Origin of the sequence: Glycomyces dulcitolivorans (assembly GCF_003265355.1) — a bacterium.
Taxonomy (GTDB): Bacteria; Actinomycetota; Actinomycetes; order Mycobacteriales; family Micromonosporaceae; genus Glycomyces; species Glycomyces dulcitolivorans.
In genome coordinates this window covers 1-19,115 of the sequence record NZ_QFRW01000282.1, presented here as the reverse complement: position 1 = coordinate 19,115, position 19,115 = coordinate 1, and the positions used below count along the sequence as shown (strand labels likewise).

General features: G+C 71.0%; 14 protein-coding genes and 1 pseudogene. 9 read left to right on the top strand and 6 right to left on the bottom strand.

Features of this window, described 5'->3' with window-relative positions; genetic code table 11:
* Positions 1 to 31 precede the first annotated feature (31 nt).
* Both DI269_RS18930 and DI269_RS18925 read right to left on the bottom strand, forming a co-directional pair.
* Positions 32 to 1,363 carry an amidohydrolase gene (locus DI269_RS18930; protein ID WP_408612308.1) on the bottom strand — a complete coding sequence of 444 codons (1,332 nt, stop codon included), beginning with the start codon at positions 1,361 to 1,363 and terminating at the stop codon, positions 32 to 34.
* Positions 1,364 to 1,757: 394 nt separating this feature from the next.
* The gene (locus tag DI269_RS18925; RefSeq protein WP_198667553.1) at positions 1,758 to 3,344 is read right to left on the bottom strand and encodes an acyl-CoA mutase large subunit family protein; all 1,587 of its coding nucleotides are present in this window, start codon (positions 3,342 to 3,344) and stop codon (positions 1,758 to 1,760) included.
* A 181-nt stretch (positions 3,345 to 3,525) separates the two neighbouring features.
* Here DI269_RS18925 and DI269_RS18920 point away from each other — a divergent pair, with 181 nt between their 5' ends.
* Both DI269_RS18920 and DI269_RS18915 read left to right on the top strand, forming a co-directional pair.
* Entirely contained in the window at positions 3,526 to 5,478 is a 1,953-nt protein-coding gene (locus DI269_RS18920) for a serine/threonine-protein kinase (protein WP_112138695.1), read from the top strand.
* A gap of 56 nt (positions 5,479 to 5,534) precedes the next feature.
* Positions 5,535 to 7,193: a phospho-sugar mutase gene (locus DI269_RS18915; protein ID WP_112138693.1), complete on the top strand. Its 1,659-nt coding sequence runs from the start codon at positions 5,535 to 5,537 to the stop codon at positions 7,191 to 7,193.
* Positions 7,194 to 7,235: 42 nt separating this feature from the next.
* Here the strand turns inward: DI269_RS18915 and upp are convergent, their stop codons facing one another.
* Positions 7,236 to 7,868, bottom strand: a complete 633-nt coding sequence (gene upp, locus DI269_RS18910; RefSeq protein WP_112138691.1) for a uracil phosphoribosyltransferase — start codon at positions 7,866 to 7,868, stop codon at positions 7,236 to 7,238.
* A gap of 94 nt (positions 7,869 to 7,962) precedes the next feature.
* Here upp and deoC point away from each other — a divergent pair, with 94 nt between their 5' ends.
* From deoC to DI269_RS18880, 6 genes are all read left to right on the top strand, one after another.
* Positions 7,963 to 8,877 carry a deoxyribose-phosphate aldolase gene (gene deoC / locus DI269_RS18905; protein WP_112138689.1) on the top strand — a complete coding sequence of 305 codons (915 nt, stop codon included), beginning with the start codon at positions 7,963 to 7,965 and terminating at the stop codon, positions 8,875 to 8,877.
* A gap of 2 nt (positions 8,878 to 8,879) precedes the next feature.
* Positions 8,880 to 10,298: an aldehyde dehydrogenase family protein gene (locus DI269_RS18900; RefSeq protein ID WP_112138687.1), complete on the top strand. Its 1,419-nt coding sequence runs from the start codon at positions 8,880 to 8,882 to the stop codon at positions 10,296 to 10,298.
* Positions 10,291 to 11,166 (top strand): aldehyde dehydrogenase family protein, encoded by an 876-nt coding sequence (locus DI269_RS18895; protein ID WP_112138685.1) that lies wholly within the window; start codon positions 10,291 to 10,293, stop codon positions 11,164 to 11,166. The genes DI269_RS18900 and DI269_RS18895 overlap by 8 nt, the downstream gene beginning before the upstream one ends.
* Before the next feature lie 142 nt (positions 11,167 to 11,308).
* Complete coding sequence (locus DI269_RS18890) at positions 11,309 to 12,121, top strand: DNA primase (RefSeq protein ID WP_112138683.1); 813 nt, start codon at positions 11,309 to 11,311, stop codon at positions 12,119 to 12,121.
* A gap of 314 nt (positions 12,122 to 12,435) precedes the next feature.
* Positions 12,436 to 13,974, top strand: coding sequence for a hypothetical protein (locus tag DI269_RS18885; RefSeq protein ID WP_157975086.1), 1,539 nt, complete (start codon positions 12,436 to 12,438; stop codon positions 13,972 to 13,974).
* Complete coding sequence (locus DI269_RS18880; protein ID WP_091048495.1) at positions 13,971 to 14,396, top strand: roadblock/LC7 domain-containing protein; 426 nt, start codon at positions 13,971 to 13,973, stop codon at positions 14,394 to 14,396. Before DI269_RS18885 ends, DI269_RS18880 begins: the two co-directional genes overlap by 4 nt.
* Before the next feature lie 604 nt (positions 14,397 to 15,000).
* Here the strand turns inward: DI269_RS18880 and DI269_RS28340 are convergent.
* Positions 15,001 to 15,471, bottom strand: coding sequence for a hypothetical protein (locus tag DI269_RS28340; protein ID WP_157975085.1), 471 nt, complete (start codon positions 15,469 to 15,471; stop codon positions 15,001 to 15,003).
* Between the two features lie 87 nt (positions 15,472 to 15,558).
* On the opposite strand from DI269_RS28340, the pseudogene DI269_RS29170 reads away from it, so the two are divergent.
* Positions 15,559 to 15,897 (top strand): annotated as a pseudogene (locus DI269_RS29170) (HNH endonuclease signature motif containing protein); the annotation flags it as partial.
* A 705-nt stretch (positions 15,898 to 16,602) separates the two neighbouring features.
* On the opposite strand, the gene DI269_RS18865 reads toward DI269_RS29170, so the two are convergent.
* Both DI269_RS18865 and DI269_RS18860 read right to left on the bottom strand, forming a co-directional pair.
* Positions 16,603 to 17,892: a TfuA-like protein gene (locus DI269_RS18865; protein WP_112138676.1), complete on the bottom strand. Its 1,290-nt coding sequence runs from the start codon at positions 17,890 to 17,892 to the stop codon at positions 16,603 to 16,605.
* A gap of 3 nt (positions 17,893 to 17,895) precedes the next feature.
* A complete protein-coding gene (locus DI269_RS18860; protein WP_198667552.1) occupies positions 17,896 to 19,047 on the bottom strand; it encodes a YcaO-like family protein in 1,152 nt (383 codons plus the stop codon).
* Between the last annotated feature and the right edge of the window lie 68 nt (positions 19,048 to 19,115).

The window sequence follows — 19,115 nt, the reverse complement described above, 5'->3', positions numbered from 1 at the left end:
CGCTTCGCGCCGGCCCCCTTCACTTACCGCTTCAGAACGCCGGGCTCTGGGCCGCGGCCAGGACCGTGTGGATCATGACGCGGACGCCGTGCGAGAGCGCGGTCTCGTCGATGTCGAAGTTGCCCTGGTGGATGTCGAGGCGCTCGCCGGGCCGGCCGACGCCGAGGCGGGCCATGGCGCCGGGGACCTGCTCCAGGTAGTACGCGAAGTCCTCGCCGCCCATGGACATCGGGGCCTCGACGACGGCCTCCGGGCCGAGCGCCGCGGCGGCGGCGCCCGCGAACATCGCGGACGCGGAGCGGTCGTTGACGACCGGCGGGACGCCTCGGCGGTAGTCGATCTCGCATTCGACGCCGGAGGCGCGGGCGACCGAGCGCGTCACTTCCTGGACGAGGTCGGGGATCATGTCCCAGGTCTCGCGGCCGTGGACGCGGACGGTGGCGCGGGCGAGGGCCTCCTGCGGGATGGCGTTCGCGGCCTCGCCGGCCTGGACGGCGCCGAAGACGATCGCGACGGACTGGCGCGGGTCGAGACGGCGGTTGACCAGGGCGGGCACGTCGACAACGACGCGGCCGATGGCGTTGACCAGGTCGTGGGTGAGGTGCGGGCGGGAGGTGTGGCCGCCGCGGCCCTTCATGCGGACCTCCATGACGTCGCACGCCGCGGTCAGGGGCCCGTTGCGCACGCCGATCCGCCCGGCCTGGAACTGCGGGTCGCAGTGGAAGGCGAAGATCGCGGCGACGTCGGTGAGCGCCCCGTACTTGATCATCGTGGGCGCGCCGGAGGGGAACTGCTCCTCGGACGGCTGGAAGACGAGGCGGAAGCGGCCCGGCAGGCCTTCGCGGCGCTCCAGTTCGTGGAGGACGCGGCCGACGCCGAGGAGCATCGCGGTGTGGGCGTCGTGGCCGCACGCGTGGCAGACGCCTTCGACCGTGGAGCGGTACGGAACCTGCTTCGGGTCGTGGATCGGCAGGGCGTCCATGTCCGCGCGGATCGCGATCACGCGGTCGCCGGTGCCGATGTCGCAGGTCAGGCCCGTGCCGTCGGGGATGATCTGCGGCTGGAGGCCGGCTTCGGCGAGGCGCGCGGCCACGTACTCGGCCGTGTCGTGCTCCTGGCGCGAGAGGCGCGGGTTCGCGTGGATGTGGCGGCGGGCGGCGACGACCTCGTCGGCGTGGGCGGCGAGCCATCCGTCGAGGAAGTCCGGCAGCGATGTGGACATGACCTGCTCCGAAGCGGTGGTGCCGGGCGAAGCGCTCCCGGCTGCGGTGTCGTGCGAGGGCAAGGCGGCGGGTACCACGAGACACGCCTCCGGTGCGATCGCACCCGGCAGCGGCTCATTCGATTTCGTGGCGGTACCCATCTCGACGACTTTCTCCGCAGTGAGCGTGTACATTTCCTTCGCGCCTCGCAATTCGCGTTCGAGGATCAAAGCCAATGGAGGGCGATTCGGCAAGCTTAATCCGATCGCACTCCGTTGCGGCTAGCGCCGTGATTTGCGACGCCGGGCGGCCGCATCCGGGTCCCCGTGGCGAGCCAGGGGTCACGGCCGCGCGACAGCCGGTCACGACCCTGGAGGCCGAACCTGCTGTCATAAGGCATAACGCTTGCCGAGCCGAGAAGTTACGGCTGAGATCCGACTTTTGAACAGACGGCGGACGCGTCGCCGGTCGATGACGCGTCCGGGACAAGTTTTTCCCCGCCAGGCGAATCCGGCGACAGACGCGTTGTGCGCTTCGCCGGAAGCGTCTAGTCGCTCACCAGTTGTCGGTCGGGACGTGCCTTCCCCATTCGGCGGCGAGCGCCGAGCACACCTCGCCCACGGTCGCGCCGGCCGCGAGCGCCGTCTTGAGCGGATACAGCACGTTGTCGGTTCCCGCGGCGGCGTCCTTCACAAGCGCGAGCGCCGAATCGAGGGCCGCGGCGTCGCGTGCGGCGCGGTGGGAGGCGAGCCGCTCGACCTGTGCGGACTCGATTGCGGGGTCCACTTTGAGCGGACTATAGGGCGCTTCGTCCCCAGTGAGGACGTAGGCGTTGACGCCGACGACGGTCTGCTCGCCGGAGTCGATGCGCTTGGCCGTCTCGTAGGCGCTGCGCTCGATCTCGCTCTTCTGGAAGCCCTCCTCGATCGCGGCGACGGCGGAGCCGTGCGCGAAGACCGCGTCGATGAGGCTCAGGGCCTCGGCCTCGATCTCGTCGGTGAGGGCCTCGACGGCGTAGGACCCGGCGAAGGGGTCGACGGTGGCGGTCAGGTCGGTCTCGGCGGCGATGACCTGCTGGGTGCGCAGGGCCAGGCGCGCGGACGTGTCGGTGGGGAGGGCGATGGCCTCGTCGTAGGCGTTGGTGTGGAGGGACTGGGTGCCGCCGAGGACGGCGGCGATGGCCTGGACGGTGACGCGCGCGAGGTTGACCTCGGGCTGCTGGGCGGTGAGCTCGACGCCAGCGGTCTGGGTGTGGAACCGCAGCTTCATGGAGCGGGGGTCCTTGGCGCCGAAGCGGTCGCGCATGACGTGGGCCCAGATGCGGCGGGCGGCCCGGAACTTCGCGACCTCGGACAGGAGCGTGGAGCGGGCGACGAAGAAGAACGAGAGGCGCGGCGCGAACGCGTCGACGTCGAGTCCGGCGTCGAGGGCGCAGTTGACGTACTCGATGCCATCGGCGAGGGTGAACGCGAGCTCCTGCGCGGGGGTCGCCCCGGCCTCGGCCATGTGGTAGCCGGAGATGGAGATCGTGTTCCACTGCGGCAGTTCGGCGGCGCAGTACGCGAACGTGTCGGCGACCAGGCGCAGCGACGGCGCGGGCGGGAAGATGTACGTCCCGCGGGCGATGTACTCCTTGAGGATGTCGTTCTGGATCGTCCCGCGCAGCGCGGCCGCGTCGACGCCCTGCTCCTCGGCGACCAGTTGGTACAGGAGCAGGAGGACGGCGGCGGGGGCGTTGATCGTCATGGAGGTCGAGACCTCGCCGAGGGGGATGTCCGCGAAGAGCGCGCGCATGTCGGCGAGCGAGTCGACGGCGACGCCGACCTTGCCGACCTCCCCGGCGGCTTCGGGCGCGTCGGAGTCGTAGCCCATCTGGGTGGGCAGGTCGAACGCGACGGACAGGCCGGTGGTGCCGGCGGCGAGGAGGTCCCGGTAGCGGCGGTTCGACTCGGCGGCCGTCGCGAAGCCCGCGTACTGGCGCATGGTCCAGGGCCGCGAGGTGTACATCGTGGGGTGGACGCCGCGCGTGTAGGGGAAGGACCCGGGTTCGCCGAGCCGCTCCGCCAGATCGGCGGGGGCGTCGGCGGGGCCGTAGACGGGCCGGATCTCGATCCCGTCCCGGCCTTGCGGTGACGACTGCATGGCTGCCATCCTAGGTGGTGAACCGCGCCACCGGGAAGCCCTCGGCTCTCCGGCGGCGCCTTCGCGCTCCCGGGTCCGGGTCCGCCCGCCCGGTGACCGAGGATCACTTGCGTATCCCCGGTACAGCGCCGGTGGCCGGGACGCGGCAGACTAGGAGGGATCCCTCGCGAGGAGTGGTTGAATGACGTACTCATCTGACTACGGTCGCGGTGGTCCCGGCGCCTATGAGGACCCCCGATCCGGGCCGGTGCCGTCCCCTCGGTATCAGCCCGAACCCGAAGCGCGCCAAGGCTACGGCGCTGCGTACGGTTCGGAACCGACCGGCGGCCGTTTCACGGGCTCGGACCCGTACACCTCCAGCCAGCAGGGCTACAACCGCGACCCGTACGGCGGGGACTCCTACGGGGACTCCTCGTACCGGCACAGTTCCTCCTACGGCAACTACGGGAACCTCGGCCAGAGCTTCGCCGTCGGCGGCGAGCCGGGCCAGCGCCCCGGCGGGCCGAACGCGCCCGGCAACCGGGCCGGGCCCGGCGACCTCGTCGGGGACCGGTACCGGCTCGAAGACCTGGTCGGCAAGGGCGGCAACGGGTCCGTGTGGCGCGCGACCGACACGGTGCTGCGCCGGGAGGTGGCCCTCAAGGAGGTGTTCCTGCCTCCTGACCTGCCGCCGCACGAGCGCGTCCAGTTGATCGACCGGTCGCGGCGCGAGGCGCAGATCGCGGCGGGGCTCTCGCACCCGTCGGTGATCCGCGTGTTCGACGTGGTCGAGCACGGCGGGCTGCCGTGGATCGTCATGGAGCTGCTCCAGTCCCGCAGCCTCGCGGAGATCCTGTCGCAGGACGGGCCGCTCCAGCCGCGCGTGGCCGCGAAGATCGGCCTCGCGCTGGTGGGGGCGCTCCAGGCGGCGCACGACGCGGGGATCATCCACCGGGACGTGAAGCCCGGGAACGTGCTCATCTCGACCGATGGCCGGTGCGTGCTCTCGGATTTCGGTGCGGCGCAGCTGCATCAGGTGTCGGGCGGGACGACGCCGGGGAAGGTCCTCGGTTCGGCGCACTACATCGCGCCGGAGCGGGCGGTCGGGCATCCGGCCGAGCCGGCGAGCGACGTGTTCAGCCTCGGCGTGACCCTGTACGCCGCGGTCGAGGGGCGCCCGCCGTTCGATAGGGGGGACGCGGTGTCGACGATGCGCGCGGTCGTGCAGGAGCCGCCGGAGAGCCCGCGGAACGCCGGGCCTTTGACGCCGCTGCTGGGCGGGATGCTCGCGAAGGACCCGGGGCAGCGCATGGTGCTCCCGCAGGTCCGCCAGGAACTCCAGGCGCTGCTCGCCGGTCCGCTCGCGGGCCAGGGCGGGCCGGGCCACCAGTCGCCGCCGTACCGCGGCGGGATGGGCGAGTCATCGGGTTATCGGGAGGTGTCGCCGCCGAGCACGGGCGCGCGCCCGCGGGTCGCCCGCGAGCCGGAGCCCGAGCCCGAGCGGAGCCCCTGGAAGTCGGGGACCGTGATCGCGATCTGCGTGCTCCTCGTGCTCGTCCTCGGTTGGGGCGCTTACAAGTTCCTCACCTCTGACGGTGACGGCGGAGGCGGCGGCGCGGAGGACCCGGGCACGAGCGAGGACGCCGAGGGCGGCGAGTCCCCCGACGGCGACGGCGGCGAATCGCCCGACGGCAGCGACGGTGCGGCCCCGTTCGAGACCGCGACGTACGAAGGGGACGGCTTCTCCGTCGCCTACCCGGCGGACTGGTCGGAGGGCGAGACCGGCGAGGACTCGCAGCAGTTCTTCAACCCCGAGGACGACACCCAGTGGGTCCGCTTCTACGCCGGATCGGACCGGGGCCTCCCGGACACCGAGGCGTACCTGGACGGCATCTGGGAGGGCCTGCCGAGCGAGATGACCGACCTCGACAAGGTGCGGCTCGAAGAGGTCCAGATTGCGGGGATGAGCGGCCACGTCCTGGAGTACACGGGCACGAACACCGATGAGGTCGGGGCCGAACGGCATTCGATCTTCGCGGTGGTCGACGCCGGGGACGGCACGAGCTTCGGGATCTTCATCTCCGGCGACGCCGAGGACTGGGAGCTATCACAGGGCGTCTACGACACGGCGACGGCTTCGTTCGCCACCGGCTGAGGCCACACCGTCCGCAACACCGGTCTCCCAGGCTGCGGATATGCGACCATTTCCCCATGACCGACCAGACCAACCTCGATGCGCTGCGGGCCGAAGCGCTCCAGTGGATCACCGACGACCCCGACAAGGCCGGCCGCGACGAGCTGTACCGGCTCCTCGACGCCCTCCCGGAGTCCGCGGCCGAGCTGGCCGACCGCTTCTCCGGCCGCCTGAAGTTCGGGACCGCCGGGCTGCGCGGCCCGCTCCGCGCGGGCCCCAACGGGATGAACCTCGCCGTCGTGCGCGCCGCGGCGGCCGGACTCGCGAACTGGCTGGACGCCAAGGGCGCCGAGGGCCCGGTCGTCATCGGCTACGACGCCCGCCACGGCAGCCGCGACTTCGCGGCCGAGACCGCGCGGGTCGTCACCGGTTCGGGCCGGCGGGCCCTGGTGATGCCCGGGCCGCTGCCGACGCCGGTGACCGCGTTCGCGGTGACGCGCCTGGACGCGGCCGCGGCGGTGCAGGTGACCGCCAGCCACAACCCGCCGCAGGACAACGGCTACAAGGTGTACCTGGGGCGCGAGCTCGGCGGCGACCTCGGTGCGGGCGCGCAGATCGTCCCGCCCGCCGACACGGAGATCGAGGCCGCGATCGAGGCCCTGGGGCCGCTCGCGGAGATCCCGCTCGGCGACGAGGGCGAGACGCTCGACGAGGGCGTCCTGGAGGAGTACCTGACGGCGGTCGCGTCCGTCGTGGATCCGGACGACCCGAAGCGGCTCGCGTCGGTCGCGACCCCGATGCACGGCGTCGGCGGCCGCACCCTCGTCAAGGCCATGGAGCGCGCCGGGTTCCCCGCGCCGACGCTGGTGCCCGAGCAGGCCGACCCCGACGCGGACTTCCCCACGGTCGCGTTCCCGAACCCGGAGGAGCCGGGGGCGATCGACCTGCTGAAGGCGCTCGCGGTCGAGGAGGGCGCGGATGTGGCGCTGGCGCTGGACCCGGACGCGGACCGCTGCTCGGTAGCCGTGCCGACCGGTGACGGCGGGTGGCGGCAGCTGTCGGGCAACGAGGTCGGCGTGCTGCTGGCCGACCACTGGATGCGCAAGGGCCGCAACGGGACCTACGCGACCACGATCGTGTCGACGACGCAGCTGAAGGCCATGTGTGAGAAGCGCGGCTTCGGGTACATGGAGACGCTGACGGGCTTCAAGTGGCTGGCGCGCACCAGTCCTGACCTGGCGTTCGCGTTCGAGGAGGCCCTCGGGTACTGCGTGGCGCCGGAGTTCCTGCGCGACAAGGACGGGATCTCGGCCTCGCTCGTCGTCTCGGAGATCGCCGCCGGGCAGGCGGCGCGGTTCGCGACGCTCCAGGACCGCCTGGACGAGCTCGCGGAGGAGTTCGGCGTGTACGAGACGGGGCAGCTGTCGGTGCGCGTGGACGACCTCGACGAGATCGCCGCGTGCATGAAGCGCCTGCGCGCCAACCAGCCGAAGTCGCTGCTGGACGAGCCGGTCGTGGACTACCTCGACCGGTCGCCTGACGCGGACGTCGTCACGATCACGACCGCGAACGCGCGCGTCGTGGCGCGGCCTTCGGGGACCGAGCCGAAGCTGAAGGCGTACCTCGAAGTCCGCGAGGACGTCGGCGGGGACCTCCAGGCGGCCCGCGAGCGGGCCCGCGCGAGCGTCGAGGCGCTCAGGGCGGAGGTCGCCGGGATCCTCGGCGTCCCGCACTAGAACGAAAGAAGAGGGGGCCGCTTCCGCGGCCCCCTCGTTGTCTTAGAACCTGCGGTAGGCGCCGAACTGGCGGTCGCCGGCGTCGCCGAGGCCGGGGACGATGTACGCCTTGTCGTTCAGCTCGGGGTCGACCGCGGCGGTCGTCATGCGCATCGCGATCCCGGAGGCGGCGAGCTTCTCGATCCCGTCGGGCGCGCACAGGACCGACACGAGGTCGATGTCCGTGCAGCCGCGGGCGGCGATCATCTCGCAGCAGCGCAGGAGCGAGCCGCCGGTGGCGACCATCGGGTCGAGCACGATGACGTGGCGGCCGGTCAGGTCGTCGGGCAGGGACTCCATGTAGGCGTAGGGCTCGTGGGTCTCCTCGTCGCGCGCGAGGCCGACGAAGCCCATCGACGCGTCGGGGATCATGGACTGCGCGGCGTCGGCCATGCCGAGTCCGGCGCGCAGGACCGGGACGAGGACCGGCGGGTTCCCCAGGCGGTAACCCTTGGCGGGCGCGACCGGGGTCCGGATCTCGTACTCGGATACGGCCACGTCGCGCGTGGCTTCGTAGATGAGCATCATGGTGAGCTCGTGCAGGGCGGCCCGGAACCTTGGTGAGTCCGAGCGCTCGTCTCGCATGGCGGTGAGCCGTTCTGCGGCGAGCGGGTGTTCGACGATCTTGACATCCACGGTTCATAACCTTAACGCCCAGCTCGCCGCGCTAATGTGAGCTGGTCACCACACTCTGAGTCTTGCGTCTCGTAGAAGCGGATACCATCGGGTCATGGGATCAATTTTGAGCGGCGCCGAGGCCGCGTCCCTCGTCCGCGCCCTCCCGGGCGTCGACGCGGTCGGCCTCGAAGCGCGCGCGGCGGGGCTGTCCACCCGCTCGGTCAAGACGACGTCGAAGGCCTGGGCCATTGACCTCGCCATCAGCATGATCGACCTCACCACGCTGGAAGGCGCCGACACCCCCGGCAAGGTCCGGTCGCTCGCCGCGAAGGCGCTCCGCCCCGACGGCGACGCCCCCTCGACCGCGGCGGTCTGCGTCTACCCCTCGATGGTCGCCGTCGCGAAGGAGGCCCTCGCCGGGTCGGGCGTGCTGGTCGCCTCGGTCGCCACCGGGTTCCCCGCCGGGCAGGTCCCCCTCGACGTGCGCCTGGCCGACACCGAGTCCGCGGTGCGGGCCGGGGCCGACGAGATCGACATGGTCATCAACCGCGGCGCGTTCCTCGCCGGGGACCTCGAACGGGTCTTCCACGAGATCAAGGCCGTCAAGGCCGCCGCCGGGGACGCCCGCCTCAAGGTCATCCTGGAGACCGGCGAACTCGCCACCTACGACGACGTGCGCCGGGCCTCGTGGCTCGCGATGTACGCCGGCGCCGACTTCATCAAGACCTCCACGGGCAAGGTCGGGGTCAACGCGACCCTGCCGGTGACGCTCTTGATGATGCAGGCCGTCCGCGACTACCGCGCCCTCACCGGCGTCCAGGTCGGCGTCAAGCCCGCCGGCGGCATCCGCAACACCAAGGACGCGATCAAGTACCTCGTCACCGTGAACGAGACCCTCGGCGACGACTGGCTGCGGAACGAATGGTTCCGCTTCGGCGCGTCCAGCCTCCTCAACGACCTGCTCATGCAGCGCCAGAAGCTCAAGACCGGCCACTACTCCGGCCCCGACTACGTGACGGTGGACTAGCCATGTTCGAGTACGCCCCCGCGCCCGAGTCGGTGCGGCCCCAGATCAAGGAGCACTACGGCCTGTTCATCGGCGGCGAGTTCGTCGACGCCGAGCACGTGTTCAAGTCGATCAACCCCTCGACCGAGGAAGTCCTGTTCACCGTCGCCGAGGCCAGCGAGGCCGACGTCGCCCGCGCCGTCGCCGCCGCGCGGAAGGCACAGGAGACCGTGTGGGGCCCCATGAGCGGGACCGAGCGCGGCAAGTACCTGTTCCGCATCGCCCGGCTCCTCCAGGAGAAGGCCCGCGAGTTCGCCGTCGCCGAATCGATGGACAACGGCAAGCCCATCAAGGAGACCCGCGACTTCGACGTCCCGACCGCCGCGCAGCACTTCTTCTACCACGCCGGCTGGGCCGACAAGCTCGCCTATGCGGGCCTCGGGGCCGACCCGAAGCCGCTCGGCGTCGTCGGGCAGGTCATCCCGTGGAACTTCCCGCTGCTCATGCTCGCGTGGAAGATCGCGCCCGCGCTCGCGTGCGGGAACACGGTGGTGCTCAAGCCCGCCGAGACCACGCCGCTGACCGCGCTCATGTTCGCCGAGCTGTGCCAGGAGGCCGACCTGCCCCCGGGCGTCGTCAACATCCTCACCGGTGCCGGAACGACCGGTTCCGCACTTGTCGACAGCGCTGTGGACAAGGTCGCCTTCACCGGTTCGACCGCCGTCGGCCGCGCGATCGCGAAGGCCGTCGCGGGTTCCAAGAAGAAGGTCACCCTGGAGCTCGGCGGCAAGGCCGCCAACATCGTCTTCGACGACGCCCCCATCGACCAGGCCGTCGAGGGCATCGTCAACGGCATCTTCTTCAACCAGGGGCACGTCTGCTGCGCCGGGTCCCGGCTCCTCGTCCAGGAGTCCGTGGCCGAGGAAGTGCTGGCGCGCCTGAAGGAGCGCGTCTCGCTCCTGCGCGTCGGCGACCCGCTCGACAAGAACACCGACGTCGGCGCCATCAACTCCGCCGAGCAGCTGGAGCGCATCACCGCCCTCACCGAGGCCGGCCGCGGCGAGGGCGCCGAGGTGTGGCAGCCCGCCTGCGACCTGCCCGAGAACGGGTTCTGGTTCCGCCCCACCGTCTTCACCGGCGTCCAGCAGTCCATGCGCATCGCCCAGGAGGAGATCTTCGGGCCCGTGCTCAGCGTCCTCACCTTCCGCACCCCCGACGAGGCCATCGCGAAGGCCAACAACACGCCCTACGGCCTGTCGGCCGGGGTGTGGACCGAGAAGGGGTCGAAGATCCTGTGGGCGGCCGAGCGGCTGCGCGCGGGCGTCGTGTGGGCCAACACGTTCAACCAGTTCGACGCCGCCAGCCCGTTCGGCGGCCTGAAGGAGTCCGGATACGGCCGCGAAGGCGGCCGCCAGGGACTGGAGGCGTACCTCGATGTCTGACCGACTGCGGGTGAAGAAGACCTACAAGCTGTACGTGGGCGGGAAGTTCCCCCGTTCGGAGTCCGGAAGGAGCTACCCGGTGGCCAGCCCCGACGGGACCGAGCTGGCGAACGCCGCGCTCGCCAGCCGCAAGGACGCCCGCGACGCCGTCGCCGCCGCCCGCAATGCCCAGCGGCCGTGGGCCGGGCAGACCGCGTACCTGCGCGGGCAGATCCTCTACCGGGCCGCCGAGATGCTCGAAGGCCGCGCCGGCCAGTTCGCCGAAGAGCTCGCCGACGCCACCGGTGCCGACCCGCACGAGGCGCTCGGCACCGTCGAGCAGGCCATCGACCGGCTCGTCCACTACGCGGGCTGGACCGACAAGTACACCTCGGTCCTCGGCGGCGCCAACCCCGTCGCCGGGCCCTATTTCAATCACACGACCCCTGAGCCGCTCGGCGTCGTCGCCGTCGTCGCGCCCCAGGACGACCCGCTTCTGGGCCTCATCGACGCGATCGCGCCCGCGATCGCGACCGGGAACACCGTCGTCGTGCTCGCCAGCGAGTCCAAGCCGCTCCCGGCGCTCAGCCTCGGCGAGGTCCTGGCGACCTCCGACCTGCCCGGCGGGGTCGTGAACCTGTTGAGCGGCAAGACCGCCGAGGTCGCGCCGCACCTGGCGTCCCACGCCGACGTCAACGGGCTCGACCTGCGCGGCGTCGCCGACGCGGACCTGGCCGCCTCCCTGGAGGCCGCGGCCGCCGAGACCCTCAAGGTCGTCCGCCGCCCCGGCAAGGACGGGAACGCGCTCGACCTGCTCCGCCAGTGGACCGAGTACAAGACCGTCTGGCACCCGGCCGGCATGGCCGCGGGAGCGGGCGGGGCGTACTAGCAGTCGATACGGAGGGCCTTTTCGCAGTCGCGGAAAGGCCCTTCCGGCTGTCCACTAAGAAAAGCGCACACCGGATGCGATGCGGCAGGCGCTTGCGTCGTAGGCTGTTCCCCAGCTAGACGACTTACGGGAGGGACGCGACATGGCGGCCGAATCTGACGCGCCGGAGCGCGGAGCCGAGACCGAGAAGCTCTGGAACGAGACCGGGGTGGACCCGGTCGAACTCCACCTGGGCAAGGACTCGGGGTACACCCTGCGCGCCTACCGGATGTCGGACACCCTTCCGGGTGCCAAGGCGGAGTCCTCGGAGGAGCCGGAAGAGGACGAGGTCGAGGAAGAGGACGACGCCGAGGCCGAAGAGGCCGCCGTCCCCGAGGACGAGGACGCCCCCGAGCCCGACCCGGCCGACTTCACCGACGAGGAGCCCGAGGAGGAGGCCGACGAGGAGGAGGACGCCCTCGACGCCGAACCCGAAGAGGTCCCGGTCTTCCTGACCCGCAAGGGGAAGCTGCTCGTGTTCCGCGAGCAGGCCGCCCTCGTCGCCTACGTCAAGGACAACGACGACCACGACCTCGCCGTCATCGACGAGTACGCCGACCTCCAGGAGCGCGTGGCCGCCGACGACATCGTCTGTGACGAGAATGACGTCTACGAGCTCGACCTCGTCGTCGCGAACCTCCGCGGCGGCCAGGAGGGCTGGGAGCCCGAGCTGCTCATCAAGGCCGCCGAAGTGGGCCGCGACCTCGGGTTCGCCCTCAAGAACGACTCGATCGTCTCCGCGCTCGCGCCCGGCTCCCCCCTCGACGACCTCGACGAGACGTTCCGCGTCGTCGTCGACGGCGGCCTCAAGGGCAAGTTCGCCAAGCGCCGCCTGAAGCGCAACGACTCCCAGCAGGCGGCCATCGCCTGGCGCGGCGTCATCGCGAAGATCAACGACCATGTGGAATGGCGCTGACGCCACTGCGGTCAATCCGCTGAACGGCCCATAGGCGATGGGCCGCCGAGTCCGAATTCCGGTGCCGCCGCGACTGTTTCGCGGCGGCTCCGCTGCATTATTCCACAAGGGAATCCCCAGGTCGCGCCTGCCAGCGAATTGACGGGTATGCGTGCTATGACCTTCGCTCCGTAGGTGAACCCGCACTGGCCGTCCGCTTGCAGAACCGAGTATTCTGCGGAAAACTGATAACGGACTGGTAAAAACGGGCCGGGCACGAGCCCCGGCAACAGGGGACAGCGCCGGCTGCGCGCCCTACGAGAGGAGCTCCGCGGGTGCAAGTGTTCTGCGGCATCACCACCGACCAGCAGGTGTCCGGGGCCGGGCACGGCGACACCGCGTGCGCCGTCGCCCTCGTCGCCGCGGGCGGCAGCCTCATCGCCACCGACACGTTCGGCGACGATCCGCGCGGCTGGGTCCGCCTCAACAGCCTCCTCGCCCGGACGGCCCCCGGCCAGTCGGTCTCGGTCGCCGTCGACGGCGAGGTCCTCCAGCTCGCCGAGTTCGCCGCCGCCGCCGGACAGCTCGTCGTCCGCGCCGACGGCCGCGCCTCGCGCTCCAAGGACGCCCTCGACGACGCCATCGCCATCGCCCGCGGACTCGCCACCGGCGAGGTCGCCGGACAGCCCCTCGCCGCACGCCCTGAGGTCGCCGCTCTGCGCCCGATCCTGGACACCGTGGCCGCGGCCGCCAGGGCCCGCCACGACGCGGCAGAGGCGCTCACGTGCCTCCTGCGGGCCGTGTTCCCGGCGGCGCTGGCCGCCTGGGACGACCCGAGCGAGGCCAACGCCGTCGCGATCCTCACCCGCCTCCCCCAGCCGGGCGCCCTCCAGTCCATCTCCACCGAGGAGCTCGCCGCCGACCTCGCGACCGTGGCCGACCCGGGACAGGTCGCGGCGATGGCAGGCGCGCTCACCGAGGCGATCAGGGAGATCGGCGGCGGCGACGACCCGTCCGTCGCCCCCTCCGTCTCCGCCACCGCCGACGCCGTCTCCGCGTGGGACCGGTCCCTGGAGGGCCTCATCGGCCTCCTCCAGGCCAAGCGGCCCAAACCCGAAGCGGCACCGCACGTCTCGCAGCCGCCCCTCCCCCAGGAGGACCGCGGCGCCGCCGTGCGCCGACGCGGACGCGGGCACGACACCGACACGCACCGGACGGTCCGCCTCCCCGGCGACCTCCCGGACCGCCAGAGCCTGCGGGCGCTCGACCCGCTCTCCCAGCTGCACTCGGTCATCCCCCCGGACCTCGAAGCGACCCAGGTCATCCCGGACTCCTTCACGTCCCCCTCGATGCAGCAGCCCGTCGACTCCGGCGAGAGCCACACCCGCTCGATCCGCCGCCGCCGCGCCGAACCGGCCGAGCTCCCCCACACCGAGGAGCCCCGCCGCCACCCGTGGCAGCCGAAGGAGGACGTCAACATCGTCGACGTGGCGAGCCTCGCCGCCGACGACGACGGCCTCCTGATCTTCGGCCAGGCCAAGAGCGCCTGGTTCAAGCGGCCCGAGACCGAAGAGCCCGAAGCGGAGTCGTGGAACCTCCCCGGCGACGACGGCTGGCGCACCGCCCGCTCGGCCACCCAGACCCCCGCGACCGAGGAGCCGACCACCGCGGCCGGCCTCCCTCGCCGCAAGCCGCAGGCCAACCTCGTCCCCGGCGCCGTCGTCGCCGACGAGCACCCGCGCTTCGACGAGCCCATCGACCGCGACCCCGAACTCCTGGCACAGAACACCGCCGGTTACTTCCGAGGCTGGGGCCGCGCCCGCGGCGGCCGCCCCGGCATGGCCTCTCGGACGGAGAGGATGGCGACCCGATGAGCGCCAATCTCGGCGTCTACGAGCGCTCCCTGAGCATGCTGCTCGGATCGCTCGTGGCGCGCACTCCCGGGCTCTCGCATGCCGTTCTGGTGAGCGTCGACGGACTGCCGCTCGCGGTGTCCGCGGGGCTGCCCAAGGAGCGGGCCGATCAGCTTGCGGGGATCGGGTCCGGGTTGCTTTCGATCGGTGAGGGCGCTGGCCGGTCCATGGACCATGGGCCCGCTCAGCAGGTCATTGTTGAGATGGCCGAGGGCGTGCTCTTGGCGGCTCCGGTCGGGCCGCAGATCTGCCTTACGCTGCTTGCGGTTTCGCAGTGCGATCGCGAGCAGTTGGGGTACGAGCTCGGGCAGTTCACGATGCAGGTCGGGCCGCTTTTGAACGAGGCATTGACGAACACGGGCTCGATTCCCAAGGTCGTCTGAGGCGGCCTTCAGAGCAAATGTGTGCACGGCCCTGAGGCTTCTGTCTCGGGGCCGTTGTCTTTTGGGGACTTCGGCTTTGCGGCCGTATTGGGCCCGGACCGTTTGGGCGGCGACAAAGAGGTCTTCTGAATCTGGGGTCGGACTTGGGCAGTCCGGTCCACTGTGCTCGCTGAGGCGGCTCTCTTCGTCCCGACTTCCATTGCAGCCCAAGGGTTCTCGTGAGGCGCCGGAAAGCGCTCTCACCCAAGTTCACCCGATTGAGTGATGACACCCCACTCACCTCATGTCACAATTGAGTCACGGCAATCGCACAGGCAGACGGAAAACAGGAACTCATTCGAGAACAGCAAGGCAGGGGGTGAACCCGATGGCGATCAAACAGACCGGCTCTAGCGAACAGGCCCAAGCCATCCGGTCCGCCCTCGACACTGCGGCCGCCGCTATCAACACTCATCACGCGGCAGTCCTCTCTGCGGTCATCGCAATGAAGGAACAGAACCTCCACCGCACCGCCTTCGGCTACTCCGCCCTGCGCGATCTGCTTCTCTCCCAGTTCGACTTCACCCACCGCACCGCCTCTGACATCGCGGCCATCGCCCGACTGTCAGGGAAGTTCCGGGTACTGGTTCAGGCGGCAACGACAGGGAAGGCCCGGATCGACCAGGTCGCCTTCGCCGTCCGCCAGCTCGACAGGACCCCGGCGATGAGGCTGTTCGCTCGGACCCCCTTCCGCACTCCGGTCGTCTCCCCCTTTGACGACTCGGTGGAGTGCGAGACCCCTGAGGCCCTGATCGCCCAGTACTGCGCTCACGCCTCCTTCAAAGAACTCCAGCGCCACCTTGACGAGCTGGCCGCCCAACTGGCCGAGGAGACCGAACTCCTTGAGGGCCTGGGCGAGCAGTCGCTGCAATGGATCGAGCTGGCAGAGCAGGGCAACGGGATGTGGGCCCTCTCCGGCGAACTCTCCTCCGACACCGGCCGCCTGCTGGACAAGTACCTGAAGACCGCCTGTCCTCCCCCTCGCCAAGAGGAGCAGGACACCGAGGGCGTCCTGCCCGCACAGCCGAACCGGCATGCGGAGGCCCTCCACCAGCTCCTGGCCGGCTACGGCACCTCCCCCGAGGCGACCACCCGCCACGGCCACACGGCCACCCTCGACCTCATGGTCGACATCGAGACCCTCCAGGGCAAGGACACCGACCGCCCGGCCCTCCTGGAAGGCCAGCCGGTCTCAATCGCCAAGGCCCGCCTCCTCTCCTGCGAGGCAGGGGTCATCCCCTCGGTCTTCAACTACAAGACCGCCGAGGCCGTCGAACTCGGCAGAGCCGCCCGCCTCCCCAACACGTCGCTGCGAAGGAAGCTGGAGCTAGAGCAACCGGAAGGCTGCGCCTGGACCGGTTGTTCCCGGCCGGTCGCCTGGACCGAAGCGCACCACCTGGTGCATTGGGCGGATGGCGGGGAGACGAACGCCGACAACCTGATCCTCCTCTGCAGGTTCCACCACGGCCGCATTCATTCGGCAGGCTGGGCCATTGAGAAGACCGGGCCTGGGAAGGCGGTCATCACCCACCACGAGCACAGCGGGGCCGAGCAGGCCAAGGACTGCGGGTGCGAGGACTGGCGGACCGATAGCGACCTGGATACCGAGAACAAGGGCAGCGACTGGGATGTGTTCCCGACCGGGCTCTACCGAGACGAGTGGGCCCCAAGCCTCAAGCCCGATCTCGACGCAAGAGCCGAAGAGGCCGAAAGGCAACGGGCCCTTGCCTCGATCAAACAAGCCAGGGCGAAGTGCAGGGCGAGGTTCACACCTCCCGCCGCCGCCGAACCGGCGAAACCTCCCAAGGAACCGGCGCTCATCCCCGCTCGGAATCCAGGCGATCCGCCCTTCTTATCCCGCCCGCCCCGGGAAGCCGACCGGGACGGGAGACAGGGAAGGCACACACCCCAGGCCCGGCGACCCCGCCCCGGCCCGCCTCCCACCTCTCGCCGTCGCCGCCAAGACAACCTCAATCCCGGCTCACCGAAAGCCGAAGAACCCGGCCCCACCCCAACACCCACCTCGTTGTCGCCGCCTCACGACCTCGGCCCCGGCAGACCAGACGGCCCGAGAACCCGCCCAATCCCCTCTCACCTTGCCGTCGCCGCCGAAAAGACTCGGGCCCAGGCGGCGCGCAACAGCCAGCGAGCCGCCCCGACCAGGCGCTCACCCCGCTACAGGGGCCTCTCCGAGATGCCTCCACAGGCCCTCGCCAAGCTCGGCCAGGATGAACTGGCGGCAGACCCCGACGGCGCCTTCGAAGCTGCGGAAGCCTCGGTCGCGGGCCGCCGCGTCGCAGGCCTCCTCCGGGGCCTCGTCCAGTCGCCACAACTGCCGCAGGAACTCGCGGACCGCGCTGTCGTCCAGCTGGTGCACGCTGACACCATGTGTGGCGGCCCGGTCGTTGACCGCGAATGCCCGTGCCACCCCCTCAAGGACGGCGGCATCGGGTTCCGCCGGGGGCAGGTCGCGTCCGGGGAGGACCGCGCCGGAGCCGGCGCTGCGGACCAAGATGCGCGCCATCGCTTCCGCTTCGTCCAGCGAGGAGTCCTCGGCGGCGGTGAGCCAGTGCCGTCGCTGCTCGGTGGTGAGGTCCTCCAAGCGCAGGCCGCTGTCCGCGGCGGCGTCCCCGATCCAGGTCAGGACCAGGTCGCGCCACCGCCGCGGGTAGTCGGCGTCGAAGATCTGCCGGTACTGGCTCTGCGCCAGCAAGGAGATGTGGCGTCCATCGTGGTCGGTCCCGGCGTGGCGGTCCTGCCACCCGGCCAGGTATTCGGTACGCCATTCCTCTTCGAGCCAGGTTCCGGGCTCCGCTGGTACGAAGGCGCCCTGGGCCGCAAGGCGCAGAGCGGCGAGGGCGTCGCGCCGTTTGGCGCCGCGGGCGTCGGGGTTCGCGGCCAGCCATGAGCGGAACGCGGCCATTCCGGGGGCGTCCAGGACTCCGAGGTGCCGGGGGCGGCGCTCGGTGTAGTGGACGTTGCGAAGGACCGCGGCGATGGCGGTGCGCTCGGTGTCGTCGACGGCGCCCGCCCGCTGGGCGTCGAGGAGCTGGGACTCCAGGTCGACCATCGCGACCGACAGCTGCTCGACCTCGGCGCCTTCCGTATGGGTCACGGCCACATCGGCGTCGGCGTCGGTGACGCCCTCCTTGTACATCCGGTAGATCTCACCGACCCCGACCATGCCGTACACGTCGAGCTCGGCCGCGCGCAGCGCGCCCATGCTGGAGCAGCCGACGACGATGGCGCCGGCCGCGATGAGCACCAGGATCTCCTTGTGGCGCACTGAGGCCGACTGGTGGAAGACCCCGTCGATGATCAGCACCAGGTCACCGGGGCCGACGTCGAGGCGGAGGGCGTCGCCGTGGCGGATCGGCCGGTGCACCACCGCTGCGGGCAGTTCGGCGAGGACCTCGGCCCGGCTGAGGGTGGGGCCGCAGAAGACGTGGGCGGTCACTGGCTACTCCGGTCGCGGAAGGTCGTGGCGGGCAAGGAATGCGAGGCCCGGGCAGAGGGTCTTCACCACCGCGAAGTCCTCGGCCGCTTCGGGCCGGGTCAGGTCGACGCGCATCGGTGCGATCCCGGTGGCGGCGGTGACCAGGCGCACCAATCGGTCCAGCTCCTCGTCGTCGGTGAGGTCGGCGAAGTCGGATCCGCCCGTCAGGTCGGACCAAGCGGTCACCGGGGGCACGGGGTCCGGGGCCCGGACCACCTCCTCCAGGTAGCCGCGCGGGTTGAGGTCGTCGCGGGTGCCGGCGATGAAGGTCAGCCGGGACTGGGCGGCCTCCGTGATCGCCCGGGAGAGTGCGATCTCGGGGGACGCGTGCGCCCCCGCCCCGCCGAACATGGTGCCCATGTCCGGCATCCACAGGCTGGCCGTGAAGCACTTGACGGGTCGCCACTGTTCAAGGGAGGCGTCGGCGACCTCCAGCCAGCCGCCGGCCGACCGGATGAGCCGGATGAGGTCGGCGCAGTGCGGATCGGTCACCGAGTCGAGGTCCAGGATGTCGCGCTCGCCGACCGGTTGCAGGGCGAGCGCGGCGGTGCTGTCCCGTTCGATCTGCTCATACAGGGCGTGGACGGTGGCTTCGGCCAAGGTGTTGCCCGAGGCCAGTCCGTTGGAGCTGGACGAGAGGTGGTGGCCGCGCCAGGCCGTGCCGGACCTGCCGAGCTGGACCGCATCGCGGGGAACGAGGGTCTCGCCGCCGGCGAGGATCTCGGCGGTGATCCAGTCGAGTCTGGTGCGGTCGGTGAGCAGGCCGCCGTCGACCTGCTTCAGGGCGGTCACGGCGTACGGCAGGTCGAGTTCCGCAGCGGCGACGCCCTCCAGCTCCGCTTTCGGCACGGCGTGCTCCACGTGCCACAGCTCGATCGCCTCCATGGCCGCCGAGACCCGGGCGTGGGTGAGGGTCGCGCCCTTGCCTTGCGACACCGACAGGGTGAGGGCCAGCGGCCGCACCGACATCACCACCGGGATGCCGATGACGTCCAGGTCGGTCACGTCGGCGAGGCGGGTGATCCCGTATTCGCCCAGGTGCGGGCGGATTCGCGCCAGGGTGTCGAGAGGGTCGCGAGTCCGGCGCGTGCCGGGGAACGTCATCAATCGCGCCACTGGTGGTACCTCCTGATCACGCGGAGCGACAGCGCTGCGCCCGCGGAGCCGGGGCTCCGCGGGCGCAG